Raw genomic sequence first — 24,342 nt, forward strand, 5'->3', positions numbered from 1 at the left:
TAGAAGGTGCGCTATGTTGCGATCGGCAAAGTGCTTATCACTTTGCCAACGTGGCGCGCGCAAGGAAAAGAGATGGCTTCTGTACTAGATGATCTGCTCAACGACGGCCGGTTGACACGGCTGTTTTCTGGGGATACCCGCCACTGCGCGTTGCAGTTGTGGATCCTTCAGATCAAGTCCGAACAAGCGATTGAAAATCGCATCCTCTACGGGCGTCTACTCCCCTATTCCTACTCAAACGACCGATGGTCAGCACCCGACGAAGACAATTTCCATACCAGCGGGCAAGTCCAGGTACAGGTTATCCGGCTCAACCTGTACGTCAAAAGCGGGCACTGCTCGGAACTCCTGAGGCAGTTAAGCGACGGACGAACCATCTCGGCAATCAGTGACGACCTGAAGCTCGAGCTTTTGAGTAAGCTGAAAGCACGGTTTGGCGCAACCTTACTCGCCGCTGATGACTTGGTCTATCGCCCGGTCGCTTACCTGCTCAACCGCGATGCGTATGACCCGCATTCTCCTTCCAGCCCACATGGCGGTGCTGGAGCCTTCAGCGCAGCAATCTGCCAGCCCGATAAAGGGGCGCTGTTTCGCCTTGGGCAGGACTACGATGTTGACTTGATTAAATCGGTGGTCAAGGACCTCAACGCTGATACAGGTCTGGACTTCGGTGGCGTCGACACCACCCGCTTCGGCGACCTCGAGTTGCTGGTTTTTCCTGCGCTAGACGACCAGGAACGACCCCTGCTGATCACGCGCTGGGACGATGCTCCGTGTGCCCTGATCACTCGCTTCAATCCGATGCAGGTGCCGATTTTCAGTAGCTTCCAGTTCCGCCTGTGCATTACGAACGATGGCCAAATCGTCTACTCAGGCATCACCACAGCAAAGCCAGATGCAGAAAATGTATTCGAGTGTAAATTCGAACTGGGCAAACAACTACGTGAGATAACCGACAGCACCGAGCTAGAGATCTTCGGGTTCCATGGCGACCAATCCTGCGCAGGCACACTGTGTTGCCGGTGGAGGATCGGATACGTTCGGGAGATACTTCTGCAGGGGCATTTGGTGAGCCATGGGGCCAGTCCCGTCAAATTCGATTGGCTGGAAAATGCCGCTAGGCGGCCGTCTGCATCGGCGCGCGTGAAGGCAGCCCTGACAATCAATCGCGGCGATCTGGGTTTCGTCAACCGCATCGGCAGTCGTAAGGCGGACCCGTGGGTGCCGGCCAATCGCGATCTCGTATCCCTTTTTGCTCGGCTCCATCCACCGAAGTCAGAGGGGCGATTCTTTCTGCGTTGGAGCCAAGGCGATGGCGAGGGACGGTTGCAATTCGTGGAGTGGTTCAGGGCGTTGCTGGCGAAGCATCAGCTTCACCAAGTGGCTATTTTCGATCCCTATTTCGATACCACCGGCTTAGGTCTAGTGTTGCTCTGTGCGGCACCGAAGGCCGACTACATTGTCTTTACGTCCCTACCCAAACCGTCCGCTGAAGGCGAAGCCACGCCGGGCAAATCCGACAAGCCCACCATAGGCCGAATTAACAATCTGCTGGCAAACTGCGAGCAGAGCAGCCACTTTTTGGAACGTATCAAGTTGCGCATCTGCGGCTTGAAGGAAGGTCGGCTGCATGATCGCTACATCCTGATCATGGGATCGGACAACCTACCGGTGGCAGGTTTCAACCTGTCCAACTCGTTTCAGAAAGCGGCCGAAAACTATCCGTTGATGGTCACTCCTATCCCGGCGGATGTCCTGCTCGAGGTCGAGAAATACAAAGCTGGGCTGGTGACTGAGGCAATGTCTGCGCAGAACAAAGGCGACACCGAGAATCACTCCATACGGATTCTCTTCGACTCTATGGAGTCACCGAAGGCGCAGCGCCGCTACGAGCCCTTACGCCTCCTTGATATGGCCCTGGCAGGCGACTTGCTGAGTGTATGGACCGGCGAGCCATCGCTACAACGCTTGAGCGGCAATCCTTTGAAAGTGCGGATGGCTGCGCTTTCACTGCTCAAAGATGACTCGCTCGCGCTACCTGGGACAGCGGGCTTGAACAATTGTCTCGCCCGGCAAGCGGGCGAATTCGCAGATTTCAACGATGCCTGGGAAGTCCTCGGCGAAGTACTCGCCCATTCAAATGCCGGGGATAGTCGCTCTCACGAGCTCGAGTCCGAGCCTGCCTTTCTGGAGTTTCTGGCGCGGTTCATCGAGACGTCATTCAATCGCGAGCATGACGAGTCGGACAAGGAATTGGTTGTGACGGACACCAGTTTCTTTCGTAAATCGGTCGAAACCCTGCTGCACAGCCCCTATCACCCACATCATTTCTTCCATCCAACAAAATACCCAGTCCTAACTTGGTCGGAGTACTTTGCTATCAAGTTCCTGTGGTGGTATGCCCCAGATGCTCTCCTAACGATCACCGAATCCCAGGTGGCGCACGTTCCTGTGGAGCCTCAAGGCACGGACGTGGTGCGGCTGTCCTTGTTGAGCCAAATCGTCAGCGAGATTTCGATGTCCGTACAGTTCGACATCAGCAATGGGCAGCAGGATAGGCTCGTTCGCAGCGGCAATGGTCTGCTGCAATGGTTAGGACTGAGTGCGATTGAAATACAACTCCTAAATCCAGGTGGGGTTGCTACAGTCCTGAAGTTGATAACCGACTTCAGTGCCCCGGAGCGGGTGCGTGCCCTGGGGTGGATGATTCATCACTCAGCACAAAATTCAAAAAGAGCCGAAATCTACAAAGACCTAGTCGCGGCACTACACGAAACACTGCCGCCAACGATCCCTGTGAAAGAGTTGAGGCTTCTGGTCGACTCCATGCGCGGGCACATGCGGCAACTGGCTTGGACCGAGCCGTGGCTGTTTCAGGATGTGGTGTTTCCTTTGTTGCAAAGCAGCCGCGCCAGCACTGATGAAGCATGTGAGATATGGATGCAGGAGCTGATAGACATGCTAGAACCCCAGCTGAAAGACATGCCGCAGACATTTGATCGGGCGCGTGAGGGCCAGACGACCAATATCATCGCGTTCCTTTTCGCGTTCAGCAGTTCCGAACGACAACAGGCCAGCGTAAAGTTGTTACAACCAATTCTGAATCGACAGAGGCGGATCGTACAACAGCCCCTAGCTAGTACCTCCGACTGGTCACGTTGGGACGGCGCCCTAGCAGTCGCGATGTGGATACTGGCATTTACTAAATGGGTGCAGTACTACTTGCTTGAGCGAGGTATCACTGACCGCGCGCTGGACCAATTGTCGCGGGACGCCAGTGAGGTAGCCATGGTTAGGCCAATGGTCGATTGGCGTTCGGAGGGCATAGGCAAGCAGGGTGCACTGGCTGAGTTTGTCGATCAGGTTGAAGAGCTCTTATCCCAAAAACTGATGGGTACCGACGACGTTCTGGTATCGGGCAAATGATCAACGGCTAACTGCCTTGTGCCACCAGAACGAATTACTGCTTGTAGCCGATAGTATTCATTCGCTCCCATCCGACGTAAGTCCGCACCCAGCCCAAACCAGCCCCCCTCAAACCGCCCTCACCCCCGCCGCCACCCGACTCCCCCCATCCACCACCAGTGCAATCCCCGTCACAAACGACGCATCGGGCCCGCACAAAAACAGGCAGGCCCCGGCCATCTCATCTGCGCTGGCCATGCGGCCCAGGCCGATGCGGGCGACGGTGCGCTCGCGGGCTTCGGCTTCGGTGATGCCGAGTTCGGCGGCCATCTCGGCCATTTCGGCGGCGGCCATGGGGGTGTCGACCCAGCCGGGGCACAGGGCGTTCACGCGGATGCCCTGGGGGGCGTAGCTTTGGGCGGCCGAGCGGGTGAGGGCCACCACGGCGGCCTTGCTGGCGGCGTAGCTGGCCGAGTCGGCCCCGGCATTGAAGGCGGCCACCGAGGCGATGTTGACGATGCTGCCTGCGCCTTGCGCCTGCATGGCGGGCAGCACGGCGCGCATCACGCGCAGGGTGCCCTTGAGGTTGATGTCGTGCTGGCGGTCCCACACGGCGTCGACGATGGTGGCGGCGCTGTCTTTGGCGATGACGCCGGCGGCGTTGACCAGGATGTCGATGCGGCCATGGCGGCGCAGCACCTCGGCCACGGTGGCCTGCACCTGCTCGTCTTGGGTCACGTCGCAGGGCAGGCTGTGCGGGCCTTCGGGGCAGGGCCAGCCGCAGGCGACCACGGTGGCGCCCTCGCGGGCCAGGCGGCGGGCCACGGCGGCGCCTATGCCGGTGGCAGCGCCCACTACCAGGGCGATTCGTGATTTCAGGATCGGCATGGTTTCAGGCCTCTTCGGTACAACGTTGCAGTTCGCGCTCCAGCACCTCTTCGACCGGCACAGGGCTGAACAGGGGCAGCTTTTTGACGTAGCGCGTCCAGACGGCGGCATACAACGCGGTCAGGCCCAGCATCACGCCAAAGGGTACGTAGATGTCGTGCGGGTTCATGTTGGGCGGGGTGATGAACCAGATGGCGACGGCGATGCCGGCCGAGGCCAGCACCTGCGGCAGCGGAAACCAGGGCGAGCGGTAGGCGCGCATCAGGTCGGGGCGGCGCAGGCGCAGCACGATGACCGAGGCATTGACCAGCAGGTAGGCAAAGCCCCAAGAGCACACGGCGGCCAGCACCAGGGGCATGATGCGGTCCAAGTCGCCCTGGATCAGCAAGGTGTGGGCGATGGGGATGGCCACCGACACCACGATGCCAAACACCGGGCTGCCATGGCGCGGGTGCAGGCGCCCGAAGATGGCGGGCAAGGCGCCCTCGCGGGCCATGCCACACAGGATGCGCGGCAAGCCTGCCATCAGGGTGTTGATGGTGGCAGCCCCGGCCAGCAGAAAGGCGATGCCCAACCAGAAGCGGCCGGCCGGGCCCATCAGGGTCTGGGCGAACACGGGGATGGCATCGGGGGTTTCGAGCAGGTGCACGCTGCCCTGGGCGTCCAGCGCCACGTTTTGCACCTGGCGCGCCATGGCGGCGCCCCAGATGACCATGCACAGCCACACCAGCACCAGGCCCAGCATCATGGCGCGCGGGATCAGGCGGTGCGCGCGCTTGAGTTCGGGCGCCAGCGGGGTGACAAATTCGCCGCCGAGGAACATGAACATGGCCATGCCCACCAGCGACATGACCGAGTACGCATCGGTGCCCACCTGCGACTGGCCAAAAAAGCCATCGAGTTGCACCACGGGCGCCTGGATCAGGCCGCACAAGCCGAAGCACACCAGGGTGACCCACATGCAGACGGTGAGCACGATCTCGACCTTGGCAAAGGCGGTGATGCCAAAGTAGTTGAGCCCGCCGAACAGCAGCACCATCACCACGCCCACGGCCCAAGTGGCGTGGTGGTCGACCAGCAGGCCGTGCAGGGCCGGAAAGTTGACGGTGGCCATCACGCCGCTGAGGATGGTCTCGGCCGTGCCGGCAAACACATGCACCAGCATGTAGGCCGCCAGCGTGCCGGTGATGGCCCAGAAGCGGCCCAGGCCACAGGCGATGTAGTCGTACACCGAGCCGGCTGTGGGCAGCATGGCGGCGGCCTCGGCAAAGGTGGTGGCCTGCAGCTGCATGAGCACAAAGGCGATGCCCATGGCCAGCAGAAAGCTCACACCGCCGATCGAGAAGCCGGCCGTGGCCGTGAGGATGACCGGGCTGGCCATGACCAGGCCCACCGCCGTGGCCAGCGCGGTGGGGAAGCCCACCACGCCGTGGTCAAGGTGGGCTTGCAGTCGTTGATGAAGAGAGTTCATGTCAGGGCCTTGCTGCAGGGCTGCATTGCTGTGTTTGGGGCTCAGGCGGGGGCGGTTTCACTGAAAAACGGGCTCTCGGGCAGGGTCGAGCCGCCATCCACCACCAGGGTCTGGCCGGTGATGTAGCGGGCCGCCGGGCTGGCGAGGTAGCACATGGCGTAGGCAATGTCTTCGGGCCGGCCCAGCTCGCCAGCCGGGATGTGGGCCGCGATGCGCCGCGCGCGCTCGGGGTTGGAGAGCAGGCTGCCGCCCTGCTTGGCAATGTAGCCGGGCTCGACGCCATTGACGGTGATGCGCTCGGGCGCCAGCTCCAGGGCCGCAGCACGGATGAAGCCGTTGACCCCGGCCTTGCTGGCGGCATAGTGGGCCGCACCCGGCATGGCCACACGCGGCCCGGTGACCGATGAGGTGACCAGGATGCGTCCCCCGCCCTGCCTGCGCAGGTGCGGCAGCGCCGCCTGGGTGAGCCAGAAGCAGGCCTGCAGGTTGACGGCCAGGGTGTGGGCCAGGTCGGCCTCGCTGAGCTGCTCCAGTGAGGCCCAGGGGTTGATGGCCGCGTTGTGCACCACGATGTCGAGTGCGCCAAAGCGGGCCACGGCCTCGGCCACGGCGCGGCGGGCCTCGGCGGCCTGGCCGATGTCGCAGCCCATGGCCTGGGCCTGGCCGCCCTGGGCCACGATGCCAGCGGCCACTGCCGCTCCAGCCTCGGCGCTGCGGTTGGCGATCAGCACGCGGGCCCCGGCGCGGGCCATGACCTGGGCGATGGCCGCGCCAATGCCGCGCCCGCCGCCCGTGACCAGGGCCACGCGGCCTTCAAGACCAAACTCGGGCAAGCTCATGCGCACACCTCTTGCACAAACTCGGCAAACACGGCGTTGTGGCGGTCCACGTCGTCGCTGCGGGTGCCGGGGCAGCACAGCATCATGTTGTGGAAAGGGGTGATCAGCACGCCGCGGTTCATCAGGTACAGGTGCAGCAAGGCCTCCAGATCGGGGTTGCGGTGGCGCTTCACGTCGCTGGCGTTGCGCGGGGCATCGGGGGCGAACAGGGTCTCGACCCGGGCGCCCACGCAGGTGGCATGCCAGGGCAGGCCGTGGGCCGCGATGGTGGCGTTCACGCCCTGCTGCAGGCGCTGGGCCAGGCCCAGCATGCGCTCGAAGGCCTCGGGGGTGAGCACCTCGGACAACACCGCCCGCATCACCGCCACGGTGAGGGCATTGCCGGCCAGCGTGCCGCCAAAGCCGGCGTGGGCGCTTTGGCGCGCCGTGGGCGGCAGCTTGGGCAGCACCTGCCACACCCGCTCGGCCGTGGCCTGGCTCAGGCCGAAGGCCGCGGCCGGGATGCCGCCGGCAATCGCCTTGCCGACCACGAACATGTCGGGCTCCAGCCCGTGCAGGGCGGTGTAGCCGCCGGGGCCGCTGCTCAAGGTGTGGGTTTCGTCGATCAGCAGCAGGGTGCCGGTCTCGCGGGTGAGGCGGCGCAGGGCCTCGTGGTAGCCGGGGTCGGGCGCGATCATGCCGTAGTTGGTCATGGCCGGCTCGGCCAGCACGCAGGCCACATCGCCCTGGCGCAGCGCGGCCTCCAGGGCCGGGATGTCGTTGAACTCGATCACGCAGCTCAGCGCATCGTGCGGAAAGAAGTTGTGGTGGATGTTGTTGCGCATGTGCACCTCGCCCTCGCGCAGCTCCACATGGGCCTCTTCAACGCTGCCGTGGTAGGCGCCCGAAAACACCAGCACCCGGGGCCGCTCGGTCACCATGCGGGCCAGGCGGATGCAGGCGCGGTTGGCGTCGCTGGCCGAGGTGGTCAGGTTCCAGTACGGCAGGCCGAAGCGGCGCGCCAGCTCCTGGCCCACCCAATCGGCATCGCCGCCGGGCAGCATCAGCGAGGTGCCGATGCGGGCCTGGCGCGTCATGGCCTCGACGATGGCGGGGTGGCCGTGGCCGCACATGCCGCCGGTATCGCCCAGGCAGAAATCGACATAAGGGTTGCCATCGACATCGCTGAAGCGCACGCCGTAGTCGTGCGGGCGGTCAGCCACGTAAATGGGCCAGCCGCCGATCCAGCGGCGCATCCAGTGCGAGGGGGCCCCATACAGCCAGCTTTGCTGGCCCTGCTGGTAAAGCGCCCGGCTGGCGGCCCGGGTGCGGGCATAAAGGGCCTGTTCTTGCTGCATCAGGTCGGCCACGCGGGCCATGCTGACGCCATTGAGGGTGTCGGTCATAAGAGGGAGGGGCTTCAGGAGAGTGAGGGGGCGGCCAGGCCGAGCAGGTTGAGGGCGGCCGCAAACGAGGCGCGGGGCTGCATGACGTCGAAGTGCACGGTCTGCCAGCCGGCCCGCTGGGCACCGGCGATGTTGCGGGCCTGGTCGTCGACGAACACGCAGCGCTCGGGCGGCAGGCCCAGGGCCTCGGTGACCAGGGCGTAGGCACGCGGGTCGGGCTTGAGGATCTGGGTGTAGGTGGCGTCCACCACCACCTCAAAACAGTCCATCAGCGGCAGGCGATGCCGAAAATCGACGCCATAGAACAAGTCGAGCTCGTTGGACAGCACGGCCAGCCGGCAGCCTGCGGCCTGGGCGGCCTGGATGGCGGCCACGGCCTCGGGGCGGATCACGGCCTGCACATCGGCCCCGCGGGCGCGCTGCACAAAGGTTTCCATGCGGTCCCAGTGCTCGCCCAGCAAGGCGCCCACCTCGCGGGTGCGCTGCATCCAGTAGTCGCGCTCGGTGATGCGGTCGGCCTGCATGTCTTGCCACAGCGGATCGCTGGCGGGGTCGAAGGGGCCGCGCCAGCGCAGGGTGCCGGGGGGCAGGCCCAGCGCCTGTTCCGACAGGGCATGGGTTTCGAACAGGGTGCGGCTGATGACACCGCCAAAATCAAGGACCAGGGCTTGAGAAGTCATGAAGAGCTGGGGCCAAAGAGGTGGCAAAAAGCAGGGTCTGAATGGGGCTGGAAGTGACTGGTAGAGGCCGACAAGAGGCTGGGCCTCAGGCCGTCACCACAGGCGCTGCCAGGGGGTTGGGGATCAGGCCCTGGGCCAGCCAGGTGTCGAACACCTGCAGGGCGGCATCGGCAAAAGCCGCGTCGTTGATGTGCGCGGGCAAGGCCTGCAGGCGGGTGCCTGGGGCCACGCTGGCCTGCAGCTCGTCGACCAGGGCGGCCAGGCCTTCGGGGTCGTGCAGGGGTTCGCCGGGGCGGTCCCAGCCTTCGATGCCCTGGGTGGGCAGCAGCAGCACGGTGGGGCCTTGGGCCTCAGCCAGGCGGGTGGTGATCTCGCGGGCCACGCGCCGGCGCATCTCGGGGCTGATGCTGATCGAGGACAACAGGCGGTTGTGGGCATGTTCGGCACGGCCGGCATAGCCCTCGGGCCGGGGGGCCCAGGCGGCATAGTCGACCATGTCGGTGGCGCCGGGGGCCACGATCTGCGGCACACCTGCCCGGCCGGCACCGCGCAGGCGGTCGGCCCCGGCGGTGACGCACGAACCGGCCATGTGGTTGACCAGCTCTTGCAACGAGAAATCCATCACCGCCACAAAGCGGCCGCTGGCGGCCAGCGCCTCGAAGGCGCGCCCGCCCATGCCCGTGGTGTGGAACACGGCCAGCTCGAAGCCGCGCCGCTCCAGCTCGGGCTTGAGGCGCTTCATGTAGACCAGGGCGCTGGAGCCCAGCGAGGTCATGCCCACCATGGGGCGCTGGCGGTCGGGCGCCACCACGCTGTGGCAGGCCCCCATGACCGCGCCCGCCGCCTGCGACAGGGCCGACTTGCACAGGCTGTTGAGGCCGTACAGGCCACCGGCCCACAGCACCATGATGAGGTCGGGCGGGATGCGCTCGGCCGGCAGCAGGTGCGAGTAGGCGATGGTGGACAGCAGCACCTTCGGAAAACCCAGCGGCAAGGCGTTCATCACATCCAGCGCCAGGTCGGTGCCCATGGTGCCGCCCAGGGCCAGCACGCCGCTGATGCGCCCCTCGGCCAGCAGACGCTGGCCGATGACAGTGGCGCCACGCGCCATCAGCACCATCGAGGTGTTCTCGTCGCCGCTGGCGATGACCTGGTCCAACGTGACGCCGGCGGCCTCGGCCACCTGGTGGTTGCTGATGTCGGGCACAAAGCCGCCGCGGCCCAGCACGCCCACGTCCAGCACCAGGGTGCGGCCGCCGGCCTGGGTGATGCAGTCGCGCAGGTAGGCCATCTCGTCACTCTTGGTGTCGACGGTGCCGATGAGCAGGATGCAGGGGGGGGCCTTCATGGTGCGGTCTTCCGGGGTGGCTGAGTGGCGGGGTGGCAGGTCGTCAAGCGGGGGTCAGAGGGTTTTCTGGACGGCATCGAAAGCGGCCTCCAGGGTGTCGACCAGAAAGTCGATCTCTTCGCGGGTGATGATCAGCGGGGGCGACAGGATCATGTTGGGGCCGGAGATGCGCACCATGGCGCCGCGCTGGTAGGCCTCACGGGCCACGCGCTGCGGGATGTCGCTGCTGCGGGTGAGCGGCGTGCGGGCCGCCTTGTCGGACACCATCTCGATGCCCACCATCAGGCCCACGCCGCGCACGTCGCCCACAAAGCTGTAGCGATCCACAAACGTGGCCATGCGCTGCTGGAAATGCGCGCCCACACGGGCCGCGTTGCCGGGCACGTCTTCGGCCTCCAGCACATCGAGCGTGGCCAGGGCGGCGGCGGCGGCCACCGGATGGCCGCTGTAGGTGTAGCCGTGGGCCACGGTGCCGAGGCCGCCGCTGTCGGCCATGAAGGCGTCGGACACCTTTTTGCCCAGGGCCGTGGCGCCCAGCGGCACATAACCCGACGAGATGCCCTTGGCCAGGCACCAGATATCGGCCTGCACGCCCCACAGCCGGGTGCCGAACCAGGCCCCGCTGCGGCCGAAGCCGGTGACCACCTCGTCGGCGATCAGCAGGATGTTGTGGCGGTCGCACACCTCGCGCACCAGGGGCCAGTAGTTGGCCGGCGGCACGATCACGCCGGCCGAGCCCTGCACTGGCTCGGCGATGAAGGCGGCAATGGTGTCGGCGCCCTGGAAGATGATCTCGCGCTCCAGCTGGGCGGCGCAGATGCGGCCCAGCTCTTCGGGGTCTTGCGTGAAGGCGTTGTGGTACAGCCAGGGCGAGTCGACATGAAAGCAGCCGGGCATCAGCGGCTCGTAGGCGCGACGGATGTTGCCCAGGCCGTTGACGCTCATGCCGCCAAAGTGCACGCCGTGGTAGCCCTGCTTCAAGCTGATGAACTTGGTGCGCTCAGGCTGGCCTTTGACCTTCCAGTACTGGCGGGCGATCTTGAGCGCGCCCTCGACCGCATCCGAGCCGCTGTTGCCGAACATCACGGCGCCCACGTTGTCGGGCTCCATCAGGCGCACCAGGCGGGCCGACAGCTCGATGGCGCGCGGGTGGGTGGTGCCGCGGAAGGTGTTGTAGAAGGGCAGCTCATCGAGCTGGGCCACGATGGCATCGCGCACCTGGCGGTTGCTGTGGCCCAGGTTCGAGCTCCACAGGCCGGCCACGCCGTCGATCATCTTGTGGCCGTCCACGTCCCAGATCCAGCAGCCCTCGCCGCGCGCGATGATGTCGGGCTGGGTCTGCTGCATGGCGCGCGGGTGGGCCATGGGGTGGAACAGGAACTTGGCGTTGTCTTGCTTCAGTTGGGCAATGGTGTCGGACATCTGGTTTCCTTGAATGCGATGGAAGATTGGCCGGGGTGGGCCAGGGTGGCCGGCTCAGGCCGGCACGCCCACGGTGATGGTCTTGATCTCGGTGTAGTGCAGCAGGCCCTCGGGGCCCATCTCTTGGCCGATGCCGCTTTCCTTCCAGCCGCCAAAGGGCATCTCGGGTTGCGACACGCCGAAGTGGTTGATGCCCACCATGCCGGCCTCGATCTCCTGGCCCAGGCGATGCGCGGTGTGCAGGTCGCGGGTGAAGGCATAGGCCCCCAGGCCGTAGGGCAGCGCATTGGCGCGGGCAATGGCCTCGTCCAACTCGTCATAGGGCTGCAGCACCGCGATGGGGCCAAAGGGCTCTTGCTGCTGCACCAGGGCGGTGTCGGGGGCGTTGGCCAGCACGGTGGGCTCGAAAAAGAAACCCGGCCCCGGCACGCGGTGGCCGCCGCACAGCAGCTCGCTGCCCTGGTCGAGCGCGTCGCTGACAAAGCGCTCCATGTCGTCCAGGCGGCGGGCGTGGCTCAACGGGCCCATCTGGGTGGCCGGGTCCAGCCCGGGGCCCAGGCGCAGGGCGTTGGCGGCAGCACTGAAGCGCTCGGCCCAGTCGGCATACAGGCTGCGGTGCACGTAAAAGCGGATGGGCGAGGCGCACACCTGGCCGGCATTGCGGAACTTGGCGGCCAGCGAGTTTTTCAGCGCAAACGGCAGATCGGCATCGGGGCAGACGATGACCGGGGCATGGCCACCCAGCTCGCCGGTGAAGCGCTTGACCCGCTCGGCACACTGACGGCCCAACAACTTGCCCACCGCCACCGAGCCGGTGAGCGAGGCCTTCTGGATGGCGGGGTGGGCGATCAGCAGTTCAGACACCTGGGCCGGGTCGCCGCAGACCATGTTGATGGCCTCGGGTGGCACGCCGGCATCGAGAAAGGCCTGCACGATCAGCATGCAGGTGGCGGGGGTTTCCTCGGCCGGCTTGATGACCACGCTGCAGCCGGCGGCCAGCGCGCTGCCCAGCTTGCGCGAAGGCAGGTTGGCCGGAAAGTTCCAGGGCGTGAAGGCGGCCACCGGGCCGATGGGCTGGCGGATCACCGACTGGCTCAGGATGCCGGGCACGCGGGGCGGCACGATGCGGCCATACAGGCGCTTGGCCTCTTCGGCCTGGAAATCGAGGATGTCGGCACACAGGCCCACTTCGCGCAGCGACTCACTCAGGGGCTTGCCCTGCTCCAGCGTCAGCACCTCGGCAATGCTGCGGGTGCGTTCACGCAGCAACTCGGCGGTGCGGCGCACGATGGCGTAGCGCTCTTGCGCCAGCGTGTTGCGCCACTGCTTGAAGCCGCGCTCGGCGGCCTCGGCGGCCGCGTTCAGCTCGGCCGGGCCGGCCAGGGGCAGCAGGCCCAGCACCTCGCCGGTGGCAGGGTTGAGCACGGGGCGTTCACCGCCCGAGGCCCGGTGCAGCCATTGCCCGGCCACATGCAGGGCGAGTTGGGGATAAGAGGGGGTCATGAGAGTCCTGACAAGTTCACACAGGGGGTCTGGCCTGCCAGGGCAGACAGGCCGTTCGATCCGTTGAAGCCAGTGTGCGGCGCAGGCCCCAAGAGGCGTTATCGGTTTCGCGCAAGAGAAACCTAGGGTTAGTACCAGGGGGCTGGAGCAGACTGAGCCAGCACCACCAACGGGCAGGCTGGCGCGCTGCAGCCGGGGCCGGCAGGCCCTGCCCAAGGCCGAACACTGGGCCGAGGCGCAGAACATTCAAGGCGCGCTCAACAACCCCACCCGGCACTGGGCCGGGGGGCCTGGCGGGCTTGCTCAGGCGGCAAAAGAGCAAGCTCAGCCAATCGACTGGCATCGGGGTTGTGAGGCCTGCTTTGTGCCGGTGCTTTGTGCCGGCCCAGAAGGCCGGCCGGCGAGTTTTGTGAACTTACCCAACATCTTTACAAAGACCCGGTAAATCTTGGGTAAATAGCAGGGCTTTCAGGGCCTACACACTCAGCTTCACCCGTGGCTGAGCGATGTTCAATGCACTACCTTCCATCCAACCCCCAGGATTGTCATGAGCATCTCATCCACTTCCTCCAGCTACATCTCGCCGCTGTCGTCCATCCAGAGCACCAGCACGAGCACCGCGGTCAACAGCAGCGCCGACCCCGATGGCGACGGCGACGGAGGCCGACCGCACCGGGCCCACCGCGGCGGCGGCCACATGCAGCAAGCCATGGCGCAGGCCTTGCAAAGCCTGGGCCTGTCGCTGCCGCAAAATGGCAGCAGCGCCAGCACAACAGGCTCATCAACAGGCACCGACAGCGACGGTGATTCGGACGGCTCGACCAGCGCCACCTCCAACGTGCGCCAGGACATGCGCCAATTCATGCACGCCCTGTTTCAGGCCGTCAAAGCCGATAGCAGCAACGGCAGCAGCACGTCTTCAAGCGCCACCAGCAACGCCACCAGTGGCACCCAGGGCGATGGGCAAAGCAACTTCGCGTCGGGGCTGTCCAGTTTGATCAGCCAGGTGGCCAACGGCAATGCCCCATCGACCTTGCAGGATGCGTTTACCAAGCTGGCTTCTGACCTGCAATCCAGTGGTGGCAGTACTTCGTCAAGCAGCACTTCGAGCACCACCGGCTCCAGCGGCACGACCAGTCAGGCAAGCTTGCAGGCCTTCTTGAACAAGCTGCAGGAGAACCTGGGATACGGCTCGACCTCGGCCTCTTCCGCCGTCGGCTCGCTTCTCTCGACCCAGGCCTGAGAACAAGCCACCTTCGACCGTGGGTGGGGGCTGCTGTGGCCCCCGCTCTGGGTCGACCGACCCACGGCCCTGTCGGGTTGATTCAGGCCGTTGGCACCCATTCAGCAAAAAGCCAGCCGCTGCCGCTTGAGAGCGGGCCGGTCGATGCTGGCTGCCAGGGCTTCCATGTCGGCGGCGCCCACGCCGTGCGCCGCAAAGTGCACGGCCCAGGCGTCAACCACCCGGGCGACCTGGCACACCAGTTCGAGCGCGCGCGGCCGCTTGAGGCCGAACTCGCTCAGCTCGGTCAGGGCGTTGTCCAGGCTGGACTCGGCACCCTGGCGGCCCACACCCAAGGCTTGGTAGCCGAGGTTCTGCAGGGTGGGTAACACGTCGTAGGCAGGGCTCAGGTCGTAGTAGCCATCCAGTGCCAGGCACACGCTGTGGTTGCGCTCATGGTCGTCGGTGTTGTCCATCAGGATGTTGAAGACCATGCGCTTGAACAACTCTTCGCGCTGGTCGGCCTGGCGCTCGGGGTGGCCCAGGCGCAGCAACACGGTGGCCAGGGCGCCATAGCTTTCATGCAGGCCGGCTGCCCGCAGCAGCGTGCGGGCCGACAGGCAGTGCAGTCGGTACGGGCCGCTGCGATCAAAGCGCTCGATGGTCAGCGCATGGCGGGCCCGGCCATGGCGCGGTGGCAGCGGCAAGACGCCAGTGCGGGCCACGCGGATGCCGGCCTGTGCCGCCAAGGTCATGCTGGCGTGTTCGATCAAAGGGGTGTCGAGCGCATCGCCCAGCTCACTGAACTTGATGACGCAAGGCCCTGCATCGGTCTGCAGCAAGGCCTTGGGCTGGGCGCCCCCCAAGGTGACGCCGGGTTGCACCAGGCGCTGGACGTCGGGCGTCAACGGGGCCTGCGCCTGCACGTCTTCAACCGCGGCACTCAACTGCGCCAGGTCACGCAGTTGGGGGTAGGGGCCCAGGTGGCGGGGAATGTAGTGCTGTGCAGAGACCGACACGCCCAGGGCACCAAAGCGGTCATCGCCGGCAAACAGCAGCATCTCAAGAACGGACAAGCGCGCCGGGCGGTCCACAAAGCGGATGATGCGCTCGCCCCAGCGGTCTGGCCGGGCATCGTCGATGGCCCCGGGGGCACGGCCGCGCTCGCCTGCGCTGAAGATCTGGCCCTGGATCAGCGGCAGGTCTTCACTCAAGGCGAAATGCCACCAATCGGGTTGGTAGCTGAAGGTGGCGCAGTCGGGCAGCAGGGCCGACAAGCCCAACGGGCCCACCAGCGCGGGCTGCGCGGGGTTCACCAGAGCCCAGACATACAGCGGCTCTTGCGGCACGTAGCTGGCGGGTGTGACGCCCGGGGCCGTCATGCCGGAGGCTCCTTGGGCGAACCGGCCATCAAGGCGGCCAAGCCTGCCGCGTTGGCATTGCGGGCGGTGCGGGTGCCGGGGGCTCGGTCACGTGCAGGTGCAGGTGCAGGTACCGCAACAGGCTCCGCCACCCGCCAGGCCTGAATCGGGTCGCCCTGAGAAACGCTGCGCGGACGGGCCGCCTTGCGCGGGGCACTCACGCGGCTGAGCTCGCGCTCCAGGGCAGCATGGTCGTTTTGTGGGGCGATCAGATCGGCCAAACCCACGGCTTGGTTGACCAACCACAGGCACATCACATACGAGGCCATGGCCACCGAGGGGTCGCCCCGCTCGATGCGGGCCATGGTGGGCAAGGACACCCCCAGCTTGTGTGCCCACTGCGCCTGGGTCTCACCGCGCCGCTTGCGGGCGATCACGATGTTGCGGGCCAGCAGCTCGATTTGCTGCAGCACCGCCTGGGGGAAGTCAGAAGGGGGCGTGTTTTGCCTCGGCATTCATAGATGTTATCTAAATTGAGCCTAATGACAACTTTATGAAGAATTTGACGCTGTTCATTCCCCACAATTTTCAAAAAAACTTAAATACATCATAGATATTGAATTTCTTGAAAATTCAAGACATCTATGAATTTAAACCAGCATGACCAGGGCCACCCCGCAGGAAGGATCGATCGAGTGACACGGCGCTTCTGGCAGGTGCAAGGCGGGCCCCTGTGCTGCAAATTCACCGCTGGTGTCCAACACACGACGCGCGCGGACTGGATTAATGTGAACAATGCTGAGCACCCTCACCGCCCCTGGCGCAGCACAAAACCAGCACCCAAGGAGACACCATGGCCCGCACTGCCTTGATCGCGAGCATCACGCTGGCGGCACTCACCGCCTGTTCCACCGCCAGGCCCCAGCAGGCCACGGTCGACCAGCTTGTGCAGGAGGCCCAAGGCCTGGCCGGTGACGACCTGAAGTTTCTGCTGCCGGTCTGCAACCCGCAGCCGGCCGTGCGCGCGGCCCCCAGCCCGGCCATGGACGCGATGCTGGCCAAGCTCATCCAGCAAACGCCGCCGGCGCCCGGGCAGGCTTTCGACAACCTGTACTACGTGGGCTCGGCCTGGGTCAGTGCCTGGGTGTTGCAGACGAGCGAGGGCCTGATCCTGATCGACGCGCTGAACAACGCCCAAGAGGCCACCGAGCTGATCGAAGGCGGCATGCGTCGCCTGGGGCTGGACCCGGCCCAGATCCGCTACGTGCTGGTCACCCATGGTCATGGCGACCACTACGGCGGGGCGCAGATGCTGGCCGAGCGCTACCACGCCCGCGTGGTGGCCAGCGAGATCGACTGGAAGATGATGGAAACCACACTGGAGTTCGACTCGCGCCTGTGGGACCGCCCGCCCAAGCGCGACCCCCAGCGCGATATCGCGGTGCGTGATGGCGACACCCTCCAGCTGGGCGACACCACCGTGCGCTTTGTGATCACCCCCGGCCACACGCTGGGCACCATCAGCCCGGTGTTCGAGGTGCGCGACAAGGGCCAGAAGCACACGGCCATGATCTGGGGTGGCACGGCGTTCAACTTCGGTCGCGACATGGCCCGCCTCAGCAGCTACATCGACCAGACCGAGCGCATGCGGCAGCTTTCGGCCCAATGGGGCATCGACGTGCCCTTGAGCAATCACCCCGGCTACGACGGCACGGTGGCCAAGCTCAAGGCCCGGGCGGCGGCACCCGCGGGCCCCAACCCCTTTGTGAGTGGGCAGCCGGTGGTCGACCGGGCCATGCGCGTGCTCAACACCTGTGCCAAGGCGCAAAAGACCCGGTTTGAGCTGAGCGCCGACAGCGGTGCCGGCCCCACCACGGCCGCAGCCAGCTCACACTCCGAGCCTGATGAGCACCTGCTTGACGGCAGCCTGCTGGCCCTCGGCCAAGACCTTGATCAGGGTCCGGTGGCGTTCCCTCGCGTGGCTGCCACGGCTGGCTTTGCCGGTTCGCAAGCCCGCCCCCAGGAGAATTGACGTGGCCCTGATGTTCTCCCGCCGCCTGACCGCCTGCGCCGCCTTGCTGGCACTGGCCGGCACAGCCCAGGCCCAGCTTTCGGACACCGAGCAGGCCATCGTCAAGGCCGTGCAACTGCGCACGCCCGCAGCGCTGGCCTTGCTTGAAAAGTCAGTGCGCATCAACAGCGGCACGCTCAACCCCGAGGGCGTGCGTGCCGTGGGCGACCTGTTCCGGGCCGAGTTGGAGGGCCTGGGCCTGAAGACACGCTGGATCGACATGCCGCCCGCCATGAAACGTGCCGGCCACCTGACGGCCACACAAGAGGGCGGCAGCGGCAAGCGCGTGCTGTTGCTGGGCCACCTGGACACGGTGTTTGAAAAAGGCAGCTCGGTGCCGCTGTGGGAGCGCCAGGGCGACCGCGTGCGGGGCCAGGGCGTGAACGACATGAAGGGCGGCGACGTGATCATGATCGAAGCCCTGCGCGCCCTCAAGAGCGTGGGGGTGCTGGAGCAGGCCAACATCGACCTCATGTTCACCGGCGACGAAGAGCGAGCCGGCAGGCCGCTCGAGACCGCACGCGCCGACATGGTGGCGCTGGGCCGGCGCGCCGACTACGCCTTGTCTTTTGAAGGCAGCAGCAAACACCAGGGGGTGGACACGGCCAGCATCGCCCGCCGCTCCTCGGGCAGTTGGGTGCTGAAGGTGAAAGGCAAGCCGGGCCATTCGATGGGGGTGTTCTCCGATGCCTCGGGCTATGGCGCGGTGTACGAGACGGCACGCATCCTGAACACCTTCCGCGAGCAGGTGATCGAACCCAGCCTGACCTTCAACCCCGGCCTGGTGTTTGGCGGCACCCAAATCGCCTATGCCGAAGACACGGCCACCGCCAGCGCCTTCGGCAAGTCCAACATCATTGCCCGTGATGCCGAGGTACTGGGCGACCTGCGCTACCTGTCGCCCGAGCAGGGCGAACGCGCCCGCCAGAAGATGCAGGCCATCGTGAACAGCGGCAACCTGCCGGGCACCTCGGCCACCATCCGCTTCACCGAAAGCTACCCGCCCATGCCCCCCACCGAGGCGGGCCACCAGTTGGCAGCGCAGTACTCGCAAGCCAGCCAGGACGCCGGCCTGGGCCGCATCGAGCTGCTGGACCCGGCCCTGCGCGGGGCCGGCGACGTGCAGTTCGTAGCCCCCTACACCGTGGGGCTGGACGGCCTGGGCGCCCAGGGCCGTGGCGCCCACACCGATGACGAAGACCTGGAGATCGCGTCAATCGAACGCGGGGCCATTCGGGCGGCGTTGCTGATTTATCGGTTGACGCGGCCCTGAGCGGCCCGAGCGACGCAAGACAAGCCCACATCAAGTGGCTCAGGCAAGATCCTCATCACCCTGAGGCGCCATGGCGGCCGCGGCCGCCGCTGAATAGGGCTGAATTTCCTGCTCAAGCACCGTTGCAAGGGCTGCCTCGGCCACCTTGAGGTCGTAGGCCTGTTGCAGGTTGAGCCAGGATGGAGCATCACCACCGAAATAGCGCGCCAGACGCAGCGCACTGTCTGGGCTGACCCCGCGGCGCTCCAGCACGATGTCCCCGATCCTGGAGGGCGGCACCTTCAAAGCCTTGGCCAAGGCATGTGCACTGATGCCCAGCGGCTTGAGGTATTCCTCCCTCAAGATCTCGCCCGGGTGGATGGGGCGCATGCCATTTTTGACCATGGTGATTCTCCGTTTCAATGGTGGTCCACGATCTCCATATTCAAAGGTCCAAATCATCTTCGGCGAAGCTGCGGGCCCCTTTTCAGATACTGAACCGCCCGGTTGCGCCGCAGATCAGCCAGGGCGCTACGGCCCATTGCCTCAGGCGAGCACCACCAGCCGATGTGTGCCCGCATTGAAGTGCACCACCGGGCTGGCCGGCGAGCAGGTGGCGCGGCGCACCTTGCCCACCACCAGATGGTGGGTGCCCAGAGGCTGGGTCCAGACCACCTCGCACTCCAGGCTGGCCAGGGCATCGCTGAGCACGGGGGGCTGCGCCTCGGTCTCGGTCCAGCAGCCGGTGGCAAAGCGGGCCCGGCCCTGGGGGGCCTGCAGAAAGCTGGACATCACCTGGTGGTGCTCCTCGCCCAGCACATTGGCCACGAAGCGCTGGCTGTTCATCAGGGGTTCGGTGAAGGACGAGGCCTGGTGGGCAAAGAAGCCGATCAGGGGCGGCTCGGCCGAGACCGAGGTCAGGCTGGAGACGATCATGCCCGCCACCCCATCACCCTGGCCGGTGGTGACGGCGCTGATGCCGGCGGGCAAAGCCCGCATGGCGGCCTTGAAATCGGCCACCGACACCACTTCGTCGCCCTGGGCGTGGCTCAGGTGGGCACGCACCTCGCCGTGCTCATCCACCCAGCCGGCGCGGCGGGCGTAGTCGAGCATGCGGGCGAAGCCGGCTTCCCACTCGGCATCGCCGGCCAGGCCCGACATGAAGCGCAGCACCGAGGGCGCCACACGCACGTGCTGCTCGCTTTCGCGGTGTCCGATGCGCTGGATGGCGCGTTCCAGGGCGTCGGGCGACTGCGGGTCGACCAGCACGTCCAGGCGCTTGAAGTCCTGCGGCTCGCGCAGGGACACGGTGCCCGTGTTGGAGAGGTGGATGCGCATGGTGCAGGCCCTCCCGGTTCAGGCGGCAATGCTGAGTTCGCCCACTTCCTTGCGGATGGCGGGGATGATGCGCTCGCCCCACAGCTCGATCTGGCGCAGCATGGTCTTCTGGTCGAAGTCGCCCAGCTGGGTCTGCAGCGCGATGTGCTTGGGGCGCAGGATGCTGATTTCTTCGAGCATCTTGTCGATCACCTGGTTGACCGAGCCCACGGCCAGGTTCTGGCGCATCTGGTCAAAGCTCAGGTCGGTGGGCGAGGGTTCCTCTTTCACCATGTAGCCGTCGTCGGTGTGGGCACGGCGGTATTTGAGGCTTTCCGAGATGCGGCGCTGAAAGCGTGCGCAGTCCAGGTAGCTGTCGACCTCAGCACGGCTGTCCGAGGCGAAGGCGCAGCGCAGAAAGCCGAACCGGACGTCGCGGTCCAGGTCCTTGCCGTTGTCTTCGGCCACCTTTTCCATGCGTTGGCGCAGGCTGACGATGGCGTCGTTGCCACCGAGCAAGGCGGTGACAAACAGGTTGTGGTTCTCGCGCACGCCCCGGCCCAGCGTGACCGGGTTGCCCGAGGTCACCCAGATCGGGGGCATCGGGTTCTGTACGCAGCGCACGGCGATCGAGCTGGGTGGCACGTCCAGGTGCTTGCCGTGGTATTCGAAGATGCGCTCGCTCAGGCCCTTGGGGATGATGTCGAGAAACTCATTGAAGATGGCACCCGACTCTTCGATCTTCACGCCGAAGCGCTCGAACTCGAACTCCTGGTAGCCCGAACCCACGCCCAGCTCCAGGCGCCCGTTCGAGACGGTGTCCACAAAGCCCACTTCGGCCAGAAAGCGTGCCGGGTGGTAAAGCGGCAGAATGCACACCGCGGTTCCCAGGCGGATGCGCTGCGTCTTGGCGGCCACATGGGCCACCATCATCAGCGGCGAGGGCGACAGCGAGTAGTTGTTGAAGTGGTGCTCCGCGTACCAGGCGGTGTTGAAGCCGGCCTGCTCGGCGGCCACAGTCTGCTCGATCGAGTTCTGGATGACTTGCTGCGAGCTTTGGTGATAACCGCGTTGCTGGGCCAGGATGAATACGCCGAATTCCATGAATGTCTCCTTGTGGTGTGGGTGGGTTTCTCGGGAATAATTCTAGAAACGGCCCCCACCACGGGGAATGCATGAAAATCGCGGGTCTGTCCTGCGTAAAACGGAGAAGTGATGGATCGACTGCGTGCTATGGAATTCTTCCTGTCGGTGGCCAAAACCCGTAATTTCTCTGAAACGGCACGCCAGTTTGGCGTTTCGGCCACCGCTGTTTCACGCATGATCACCGACTTTGAAGACGAGCTGAAAGTCAAACTGCTGCTGCGCTCTACGCGCCAGATCGTGCTCACCGAATCAGGCGAAGAATATGCAGCCCAGCTCGAAGGCATTCTCTGGAGCATTAATGAGGCGCATGCCAATATCACTGCCATCCGGCAGGCACCGAAGGGCTTGCTGCGGGTGCACTCGCGCATGATGTTCGGGCTGGGCGTGCTGCCCACGCTGGTGGCGCGTTTTCGCCGGCTGTACCCCGACATCCACATCGAGCTGATGCTGTCCGAGACGCCGGCTGACTTGAAGCGCGACCATGTGGACATCGATTTCCGGGTCTCGCCCCCGGTGGAGGCCGGGGTGAAGCGGCGCATCCTGTTCCGCGGCGAGCGTTACCTGGTGGCCTCGCCCGGCTACCTGGCACGTTGCCCGGCCCCGGCCACGGCACAAGACCTGCTGCACCACGACTGTCTGGCCTACCTGCTGCCCGGCGGCGAGTACGTGTGGCATTTCCGGCAGGACGGCACGCAGGAGGATCTGGCCTTCCAGCCCCGCCACGTGAGCAACAACGGCGTGGCCCTGCTGGAGCTGGCCCGCCTGGGCGAAGGCGTGGCCCTGCTGGACGACTACACCGTGCACGCCGACCTGGAGCGGGGCAGCCTGGTGCGCCTGCTGCCCCAGTTGAGGGTCAGCAACACCGGCTATGAAGAGGGCATGTACGCCACCATCCTCGACACCCCCATGATCCCGACCAAGGTGCGGCTGTTCCTGGACTTCGTGGCCGAGCAGGTGTCGGGCGAGGGCCAGCGCTTCACGGCCCTCCAGGCCGAGCCCGGCTCGACCTGAGGACGGGCCCGATCAGACCGGTTCAGAGGCCAGGCCTCTCGATGCGGCACTGAGGCCGCACGGCCCCGCGCCGCCCCAGGCCACGCACGCGCAGCACCCGGCCGTCCAGTTCGCCATCGGCCCGCAAGCGGCCGCTGTCGGCAATCGAGGTGACGAACAGCGTGTCCAGCCCGGGGCCGCCGAAGCACAGCGAGCTGGGGTGGCTCAGGGGCAGCCGCAGCGACTGACTGGGCTGGCCGCGCTCGTCCAGCCGGACCAGCGCCCCGGCATGCACCATCGCCGTCCACAGCCCCCCTTCGTCGTCGAAGCAGCAGCCGTCGGGGGCCGAGCCCAGCGCGCGGGTGTCGGCAAAGGGTTCGCGCTGCCAGGGGCTGCGCGGGGGCCAGGGGTAGCTGAAGACCTGGCGCTCTGAGCTGTCACACACGAACAGACGCCCGCTTACAGGGTGCTGGGCCGGGCCATTGACCACGCCATAGCCCTGGTCAAAGCGTTGCATCCGGCCCTGGGTGTCCACCCGGTACAAGCCGCCCAGAGGCGCTTCGCCCGGTGCCCTGAAGGTGTGCAGGGTGCCCACGCAGAAACTGCCATCGCTCAGCGCAGCGCCGTCGTTCAGGCGCAGGTGGGGGTGCTGCTCTTCGAGCCGGCCCAGGGTCTGCAGGCCCCCGCTGACCGGGTCGAACAGGGCCACGGTCTCGTGCAGCGCCAGCACCAGCCGCCCGTCGTGGTTGAGCGCCAGCGAGCCCAGCGGCGCAGGCAGTTCATGGCGCTGGACGGGATGCCCTTCGTCATCCAGCGCCAGCAACAGACCGGCCCGACTGTCGATCAGCCACAGGCAGCCGCGCCCGGCATCCCAGACCGGGCATTCGCCCAGCAAGGTGCGCACGGCACCGAAGGGCTGGATCTCGGGCGGGCCTGAGGGCAGGTCGGAATCGGACAAGGGCATGACAAAACCTTGGGCAGTGGGGGCCGAAGCCCAGTGCCACCGCATCTTAGGGTGCCGCCACGGGGGCAGACCGCCCCGAATCCGTACGTTTTTGCAGAACACAACCAAGCAAACAACCGTAATCAGGTTTGATGTTCCTCAATAAAATTTTTGCCAGACGTTCTAAGCCACGCAGGCTCCGACCTGCATCAGGAGACAAATTTGAAAATCCAGCATTCACCGCCGTGTGAGGCCAAAACCTGCGCCTCGATTCAAGCCTTGAACCCCCTGTTGAATATTCGTTCAAATCATTTTCAGGGGGTTCGTCATGGCTGATCAATGCGTGCGCCTGGAAATCAATGGCAAAGTGGCCCTGGTCACACTGGATCGCCCCCCGGTGAATGCACTTAATCGCGAAATGCGCCGTCAATTGGTGGCGACATTCGATGAAATATCGGCCCGAGACGACATCATGTGTGCCGTCCTGACCGGCCAGGGCTCGGTTTTCTGCGCCGGTGCAGATTTGAAAGACCGGCCCAACCCCGATATTCCAGGCGATTTTCTGGAACACAACCGGATCACGCGGGAAACCGGCAATGCGATCCGCGAATGCGCCAAACCGGTGATTGCCGCCGTGAATGGCGCGGCCCTGGGCGCGGGCCTGGGCCTGATGGCGGCCTGCGACATCCTGTACGCCTCGGACAACGCCACGTTTGCCATGCCCGAGATCAACGTCGGCCTGGCCGGTGGGGCCTCGATGCTGCGCACCCTGCTGGGTCGCTCGACCTCACGCCGCATGTTCTTCACCGGCCAACGCCTCACCGCCGCCGATCTGCTGCGCCGCAATGTGCTCGAAGAGGTGCTGCCCCCCGCCGAACTGTTGCCCGTCACCCTGGCCCTGGCCGCCGAGATTGCCTCCAAGGCCCCGCTGGCCCTGGTCTATGCCAAGCGCGCGGCCAACATGGTGGACGTGATGCCCCAGCGCGATGCCTACCGCTTCGAACAGGAATTCACCCTGGCGCTGTCACGCACCGAAGACGCCAAGGAGGCCCGCATGGCCTTCCTGGAAAAGCGGGCCCCGGTGTTCAAGGGGCGTTGA

General features: G+C 65.6%; 20 protein-coding genes. 6 read left to right on the top strand and 14 right to left on the bottom strand.

Features of this window, described 5'->3' with window-relative positions:
- The first annotated feature begins 72 nt into the window (after window positions 1-72).
- Window positions 73-3,426, top strand: coding sequence for a VPA1262 family protein (locus AC3WUT_RS26200; protein WP_492350004.1), 3,354 nt, complete (start codon window positions 73-75; stop codon window positions 3,424-3,426).
- Between the two features lie 108 nt (window positions 3,427-3,534).
- Here AC3WUT_RS26200 and AC3WUT_RS26205 read toward each other — a convergent pair whose 3' ends face one another.
- From AC3WUT_RS26205 to AC3WUT_RS26240, 8 genes are all read right to left on the bottom strand, one after another.
- Complete coding sequence (locus AC3WUT_RS26205) at window positions 3,535-4,293, bottom strand: SDR family NAD(P)-dependent oxidoreductase (RefSeq protein ID WP_492350005.1); 759 nt, start codon at window positions 4,291-4,293, stop codon at window positions 3,535-3,537.
- Between the two features lie 4 nt (window positions 4,294-4,297).
- A complete protein-coding gene (locus AC3WUT_RS26210; RefSeq protein WP_492350006.1) occupies window positions 4,298-5,764 on the bottom strand; it encodes an APC family permease in 1,467 nt (488 codons plus the stop codon).
- Window positions 5,765-5,805: 41 nt separating this feature from the next.
- Entirely contained in the window at window positions 5,806-6,603 is a 798-nt protein-coding gene (locus AC3WUT_RS26215) for an SDR family oxidoreductase (protein ID WP_492350007.1), read from the bottom strand.
- Complete coding sequence (locus tag AC3WUT_RS26220; RefSeq protein ID WP_492350008.1) at window positions 6,600-7,988, bottom strand: transaminase; 1,389 nt, start codon at window positions 7,986-7,988, stop codon at window positions 6,600-6,602. The genes AC3WUT_RS26215 and AC3WUT_RS26220 overlap by 4 nt, the downstream gene beginning before the upstream one ends.
- A 14-nt stretch (window positions 7,989-8,002) precedes the next feature.
- Window positions 8,003-8,668 (bottom strand): HAD-IA family hydrolase, encoded by a 666-nt coding sequence (locus AC3WUT_RS26225; RefSeq protein WP_492350009.1) that lies wholly within the window; start codon window positions 8,666-8,668, stop codon window positions 8,003-8,005.
- Between the two features lie 85 nt (window positions 8,669-8,753).
- Window positions 8,754-10,016 (bottom strand): Tm-1-like ATP-binding domain-containing protein, encoded by a 1,263-nt coding sequence (locus AC3WUT_RS26230; RefSeq protein WP_492350010.1) that lies wholly within the window; start codon window positions 10,014-10,016, stop codon window positions 8,754-8,756.
- Window positions 10,017-10,070: 54 nt separating this feature from the next.
- Window positions 10,071-11,417 carry an aminotransferase class III-fold pyridoxal phosphate-dependent enzyme gene (locus tag AC3WUT_RS26235; RefSeq protein WP_492350042.1) on the bottom strand — a complete coding sequence of 449 codons (1,347 nt, stop codon included), beginning with the start codon at window positions 11,415-11,417 and terminating at the stop codon, window positions 10,071-10,073.
- A gap of 75 nt (window positions 11,418-11,492) precedes the next feature.
- Entirely contained in the window at window positions 11,493-12,941 is a 1,449-nt protein-coding gene (locus AC3WUT_RS26240; protein WP_492350011.1) for an NAD-dependent succinate-semialdehyde dehydrogenase, read from the bottom strand.
- A gap of 547 nt (window positions 12,942-13,488) precedes the next feature.
- On the opposite strand from AC3WUT_RS26240, the gene AC3WUT_RS26245 reads away from it, so the two are divergent.
- Window positions 13,489-14,184 carry a cellulose 1,4-beta-cellobiosidase gene (locus tag AC3WUT_RS26245; RefSeq protein WP_492350012.1) on the top strand — a complete coding sequence of 232 codons (696 nt, stop codon included), beginning with the start codon at window positions 13,489-13,491 and terminating at the stop codon, window positions 14,182-14,184.
- A 101-nt stretch (window positions 14,185-14,285) separates the two neighbouring features.
- Here the strand turns inward: AC3WUT_RS26245 and AC3WUT_RS26250 are convergent, their stop codons facing one another.
- Window positions 14,286-15,545 carry a type II toxin-antitoxin system HipA family toxin gene (locus AC3WUT_RS26250; protein ID WP_492350013.1) on the bottom strand — a complete coding sequence of 420 codons (1,260 nt, stop codon included), beginning with the start codon at window positions 15,543-15,545 and terminating at the stop codon, window positions 14,286-14,288.
- Window positions 15,542-16,039 (bottom strand): helix-turn-helix transcriptional regulator, encoded by a 498-nt coding sequence (locus AC3WUT_RS26255; RefSeq protein WP_492350014.1) that lies wholly within the window; start codon window positions 16,037-16,039, stop codon window positions 15,542-15,544. Before AC3WUT_RS26255 ends, AC3WUT_RS26250 begins: the two co-directional genes overlap by 4 nt.
- Window positions 16,040-16,377: 338 nt before the next feature.
- On the opposite strand from AC3WUT_RS26255, the gene AC3WUT_RS26260 reads away from it, so the two are divergent.
- Both AC3WUT_RS26260 and AC3WUT_RS26265 read left to right on the top strand, forming a co-directional pair.
- Window positions 16,378-17,556, top strand: a complete 1,179-nt coding sequence (locus AC3WUT_RS26260; RefSeq protein ID WP_492350015.1) for an MBL fold metallo-hydrolase — start codon at window positions 16,378-16,380, stop codon at window positions 17,554-17,556.
- A 10-nt stretch (window positions 17,557-17,566) separates the two neighbouring features.
- Window positions 17,567-18,868, top strand: coding sequence for a M20/M25/M40 family metallo-hydrolase (locus AC3WUT_RS26265; protein WP_492350043.1), 1,302 nt, complete (start codon window positions 17,567-17,569; stop codon window positions 18,866-18,868).
- Between the two features lie 39 nt (window positions 18,869-18,907).
- Here the strand turns inward: AC3WUT_RS26265 and AC3WUT_RS26270 are convergent, their stop codons facing one another.
- From AC3WUT_RS26270 to AC3WUT_RS26280, 3 genes are all read right to left on the bottom strand, one after another.
- Entirely contained in the window at window positions 18,908-19,252 is a 345-nt protein-coding gene (locus tag AC3WUT_RS26270; RefSeq protein WP_492350016.1) for a HigA family addiction module antitoxin, read from the bottom strand.
- Window positions 19,253-19,393: 141 nt separating this feature from the next.
- Window positions 19,394-20,185 carry a flavin reductase family protein gene (locus AC3WUT_RS26275; protein WP_492350017.1) on the bottom strand — a complete coding sequence of 264 codons (792 nt, stop codon included), beginning with the start codon at window positions 20,183-20,185 and terminating at the stop codon, window positions 19,394-19,396.
- 18 nt (window positions 20,186-20,203) lie between these two features.
- Entirely contained in the window at window positions 20,204-21,268 is a 1,065-nt protein-coding gene (locus AC3WUT_RS26280; protein ID WP_492350018.1) for an LLM class flavin-dependent oxidoreductase, read from the bottom strand.
- Window positions 21,269-21,379: 111 nt separating this feature from the next.
- Here AC3WUT_RS26280 and AC3WUT_RS26285 point away from each other — a divergent pair, with 111 nt between their 5' ends.
- Window positions 21,380-22,321 (top strand): LysR family transcriptional regulator, encoded by a 942-nt coding sequence (locus AC3WUT_RS26285; RefSeq protein WP_492350019.1) that lies wholly within the window; start codon window positions 21,380-21,382, stop codon window positions 22,319-22,321.
- Between the two features lie 22 nt (window positions 22,322-22,343).
- On the opposite strand, the gene AC3WUT_RS26290 is transcribed toward AC3WUT_RS26285, so the two are convergent.
- Window positions 22,344-23,264: an SMP-30/gluconolactonase/LRE family protein gene (locus tag AC3WUT_RS26290; protein WP_492350020.1), complete on the bottom strand. Its 921-nt coding sequence runs from the start codon at window positions 23,262-23,264 to the stop codon at window positions 22,344-22,346.
- Window positions 23,265-23,571: 307 nt separating this feature from the next.
- Here AC3WUT_RS26290 and AC3WUT_RS26295 point away from each other — a divergent pair, with 307 nt between their 5' ends.
- Complete coding sequence (locus AC3WUT_RS26295; RefSeq protein WP_492350021.1) at window positions 23,572-24,342, top strand: enoyl-CoA hydratase/isomerase family protein; 771 nt, start codon at window positions 23,572-23,574, stop codon at window positions 24,340-24,342.

The organism is Curvibacter sp. EU05-FHT14A10, from assembly GCF_058791075.1.

Bases quoted from the DNA above. Each gene is read 5' to 3' on its own strand.
- AC3WUT_RS26200 (WP_492350004.1), top strand. From the start codon at position 73: ATGGCTTCTGTACTAGATGATCTGCTCAACGACGGCCGGTTGACACGG.
- AC3WUT_RS26205 (WP_492350005.1), bottom strand. From the start codon at position 4,293: ATGCCGATCCTGAAATCACGAATCGCCCTGGTAGTGGGCGCTGCCACC.
- AC3WUT_RS26210 (WP_492350006.1), bottom strand. From the start codon at position 5,764: ATGAACTCTCTTCATCAACGACTGCAAGCCCACCTTGACCACGGCGTG.
- AC3WUT_RS26215 (WP_492350007.1), bottom strand. From the start codon at position 6,603: ATGAGCTTGCCCGAGTTTGGTCTTGAAGGCCGCGTGGCCCTGGTCACG.
- AC3WUT_RS26220 (WP_492350008.1), bottom strand. From the start codon at position 7,988: ATGACCGACACCCTCAATGGCGTCAGCATGGCCCGCGTGGCCGACCTG.
- AC3WUT_RS26225 (WP_492350009.1), bottom strand. From the start codon at position 8,668: ATGACTTCTCAAGCCCTGGTCCTTGATTTTGGCGGTGTCATCAGCCGC.
- AC3WUT_RS26230 (WP_492350010.1), bottom strand. From the start codon at position 10,016: ATGAAGGCCCCCCCCTGCATCCTGCTCATCGGCACCGTCGACACCAAG.
- AC3WUT_RS26240 (WP_492350011.1), bottom strand. From the start codon at position 12,941: ATGACCCCCTCTTATCCCCAACTCGCCCTGCATGTGGCCGGGCAATGG.
- AC3WUT_RS26245 (WP_492350012.1), top strand. From the start codon at position 13,489: ATGAGCATCTCATCCACTTCCTCCAGCTACATCTCGCCGCTGTCGTCC.
- AC3WUT_RS26250 (WP_492350013.1), bottom strand. From the start codon at position 15,545: ATGACGGCCCCGGGCGTCACACCCGCCAGCTACGTGCCGCAAGAGCCG.
- AC3WUT_RS26255 (WP_492350014.1), bottom strand. From the start codon at position 16,039: ATGCCGAGGCAAAACACGCCCCCTTCTGACTTCCCCCAGGCGGTGCTG.
- AC3WUT_RS26260 (WP_492350015.1), top strand. From the start codon at position 16,378: ATGGCCCGCACTGCCTTGATCGCGAGCATCACGCTGGCGGCACTCACC.
- AC3WUT_RS26265 (WP_492350043.1), top strand. From the start codon at position 17,567: ATGTTCTCCCGCCGCCTGACCGCCTGCGCCGCCTTGCTGGCACTGGCC.
- AC3WUT_RS26270 (WP_492350016.1), bottom strand. From the start codon at position 19,252: ATGGTCAAAAATGGCATGCGCCCCATCCACCCGGGCGAGATCTTGAGG.
- AC3WUT_RS26275 (WP_492350017.1), bottom strand. From the start codon at position 20,185: ATGCGCATCCACCTCTCCAACACGGGCACCGTGTCCCTGCGCGAGCCG.
- AC3WUT_RS26280 (WP_492350018.1), bottom strand. From the start codon at position 21,268: ATGGAATTCGGCGTATTCATCCTGGCCCAGCAACGCGGTTATCACCAA.
- AC3WUT_RS26285 (WP_492350019.1), top strand. From the start codon at position 21,380: ATGGATCGACTGCGTGCTATGGAATTCTTCCTGTCGGTGGCCAAAACC.
- AC3WUT_RS26290 (WP_492350020.1), bottom strand. From the start codon at position 23,264: ATGCCCTTGTCCGATTCCGACCTGCCCTCAGGCCCGCCCGAGATCCAG.
- AC3WUT_RS26295 (WP_492350021.1), top strand. From the start codon at position 23,572: ATGGCTGATCAATGCGTGCGCCTGGAAATCAATGGCAAAGTGGCCCTG.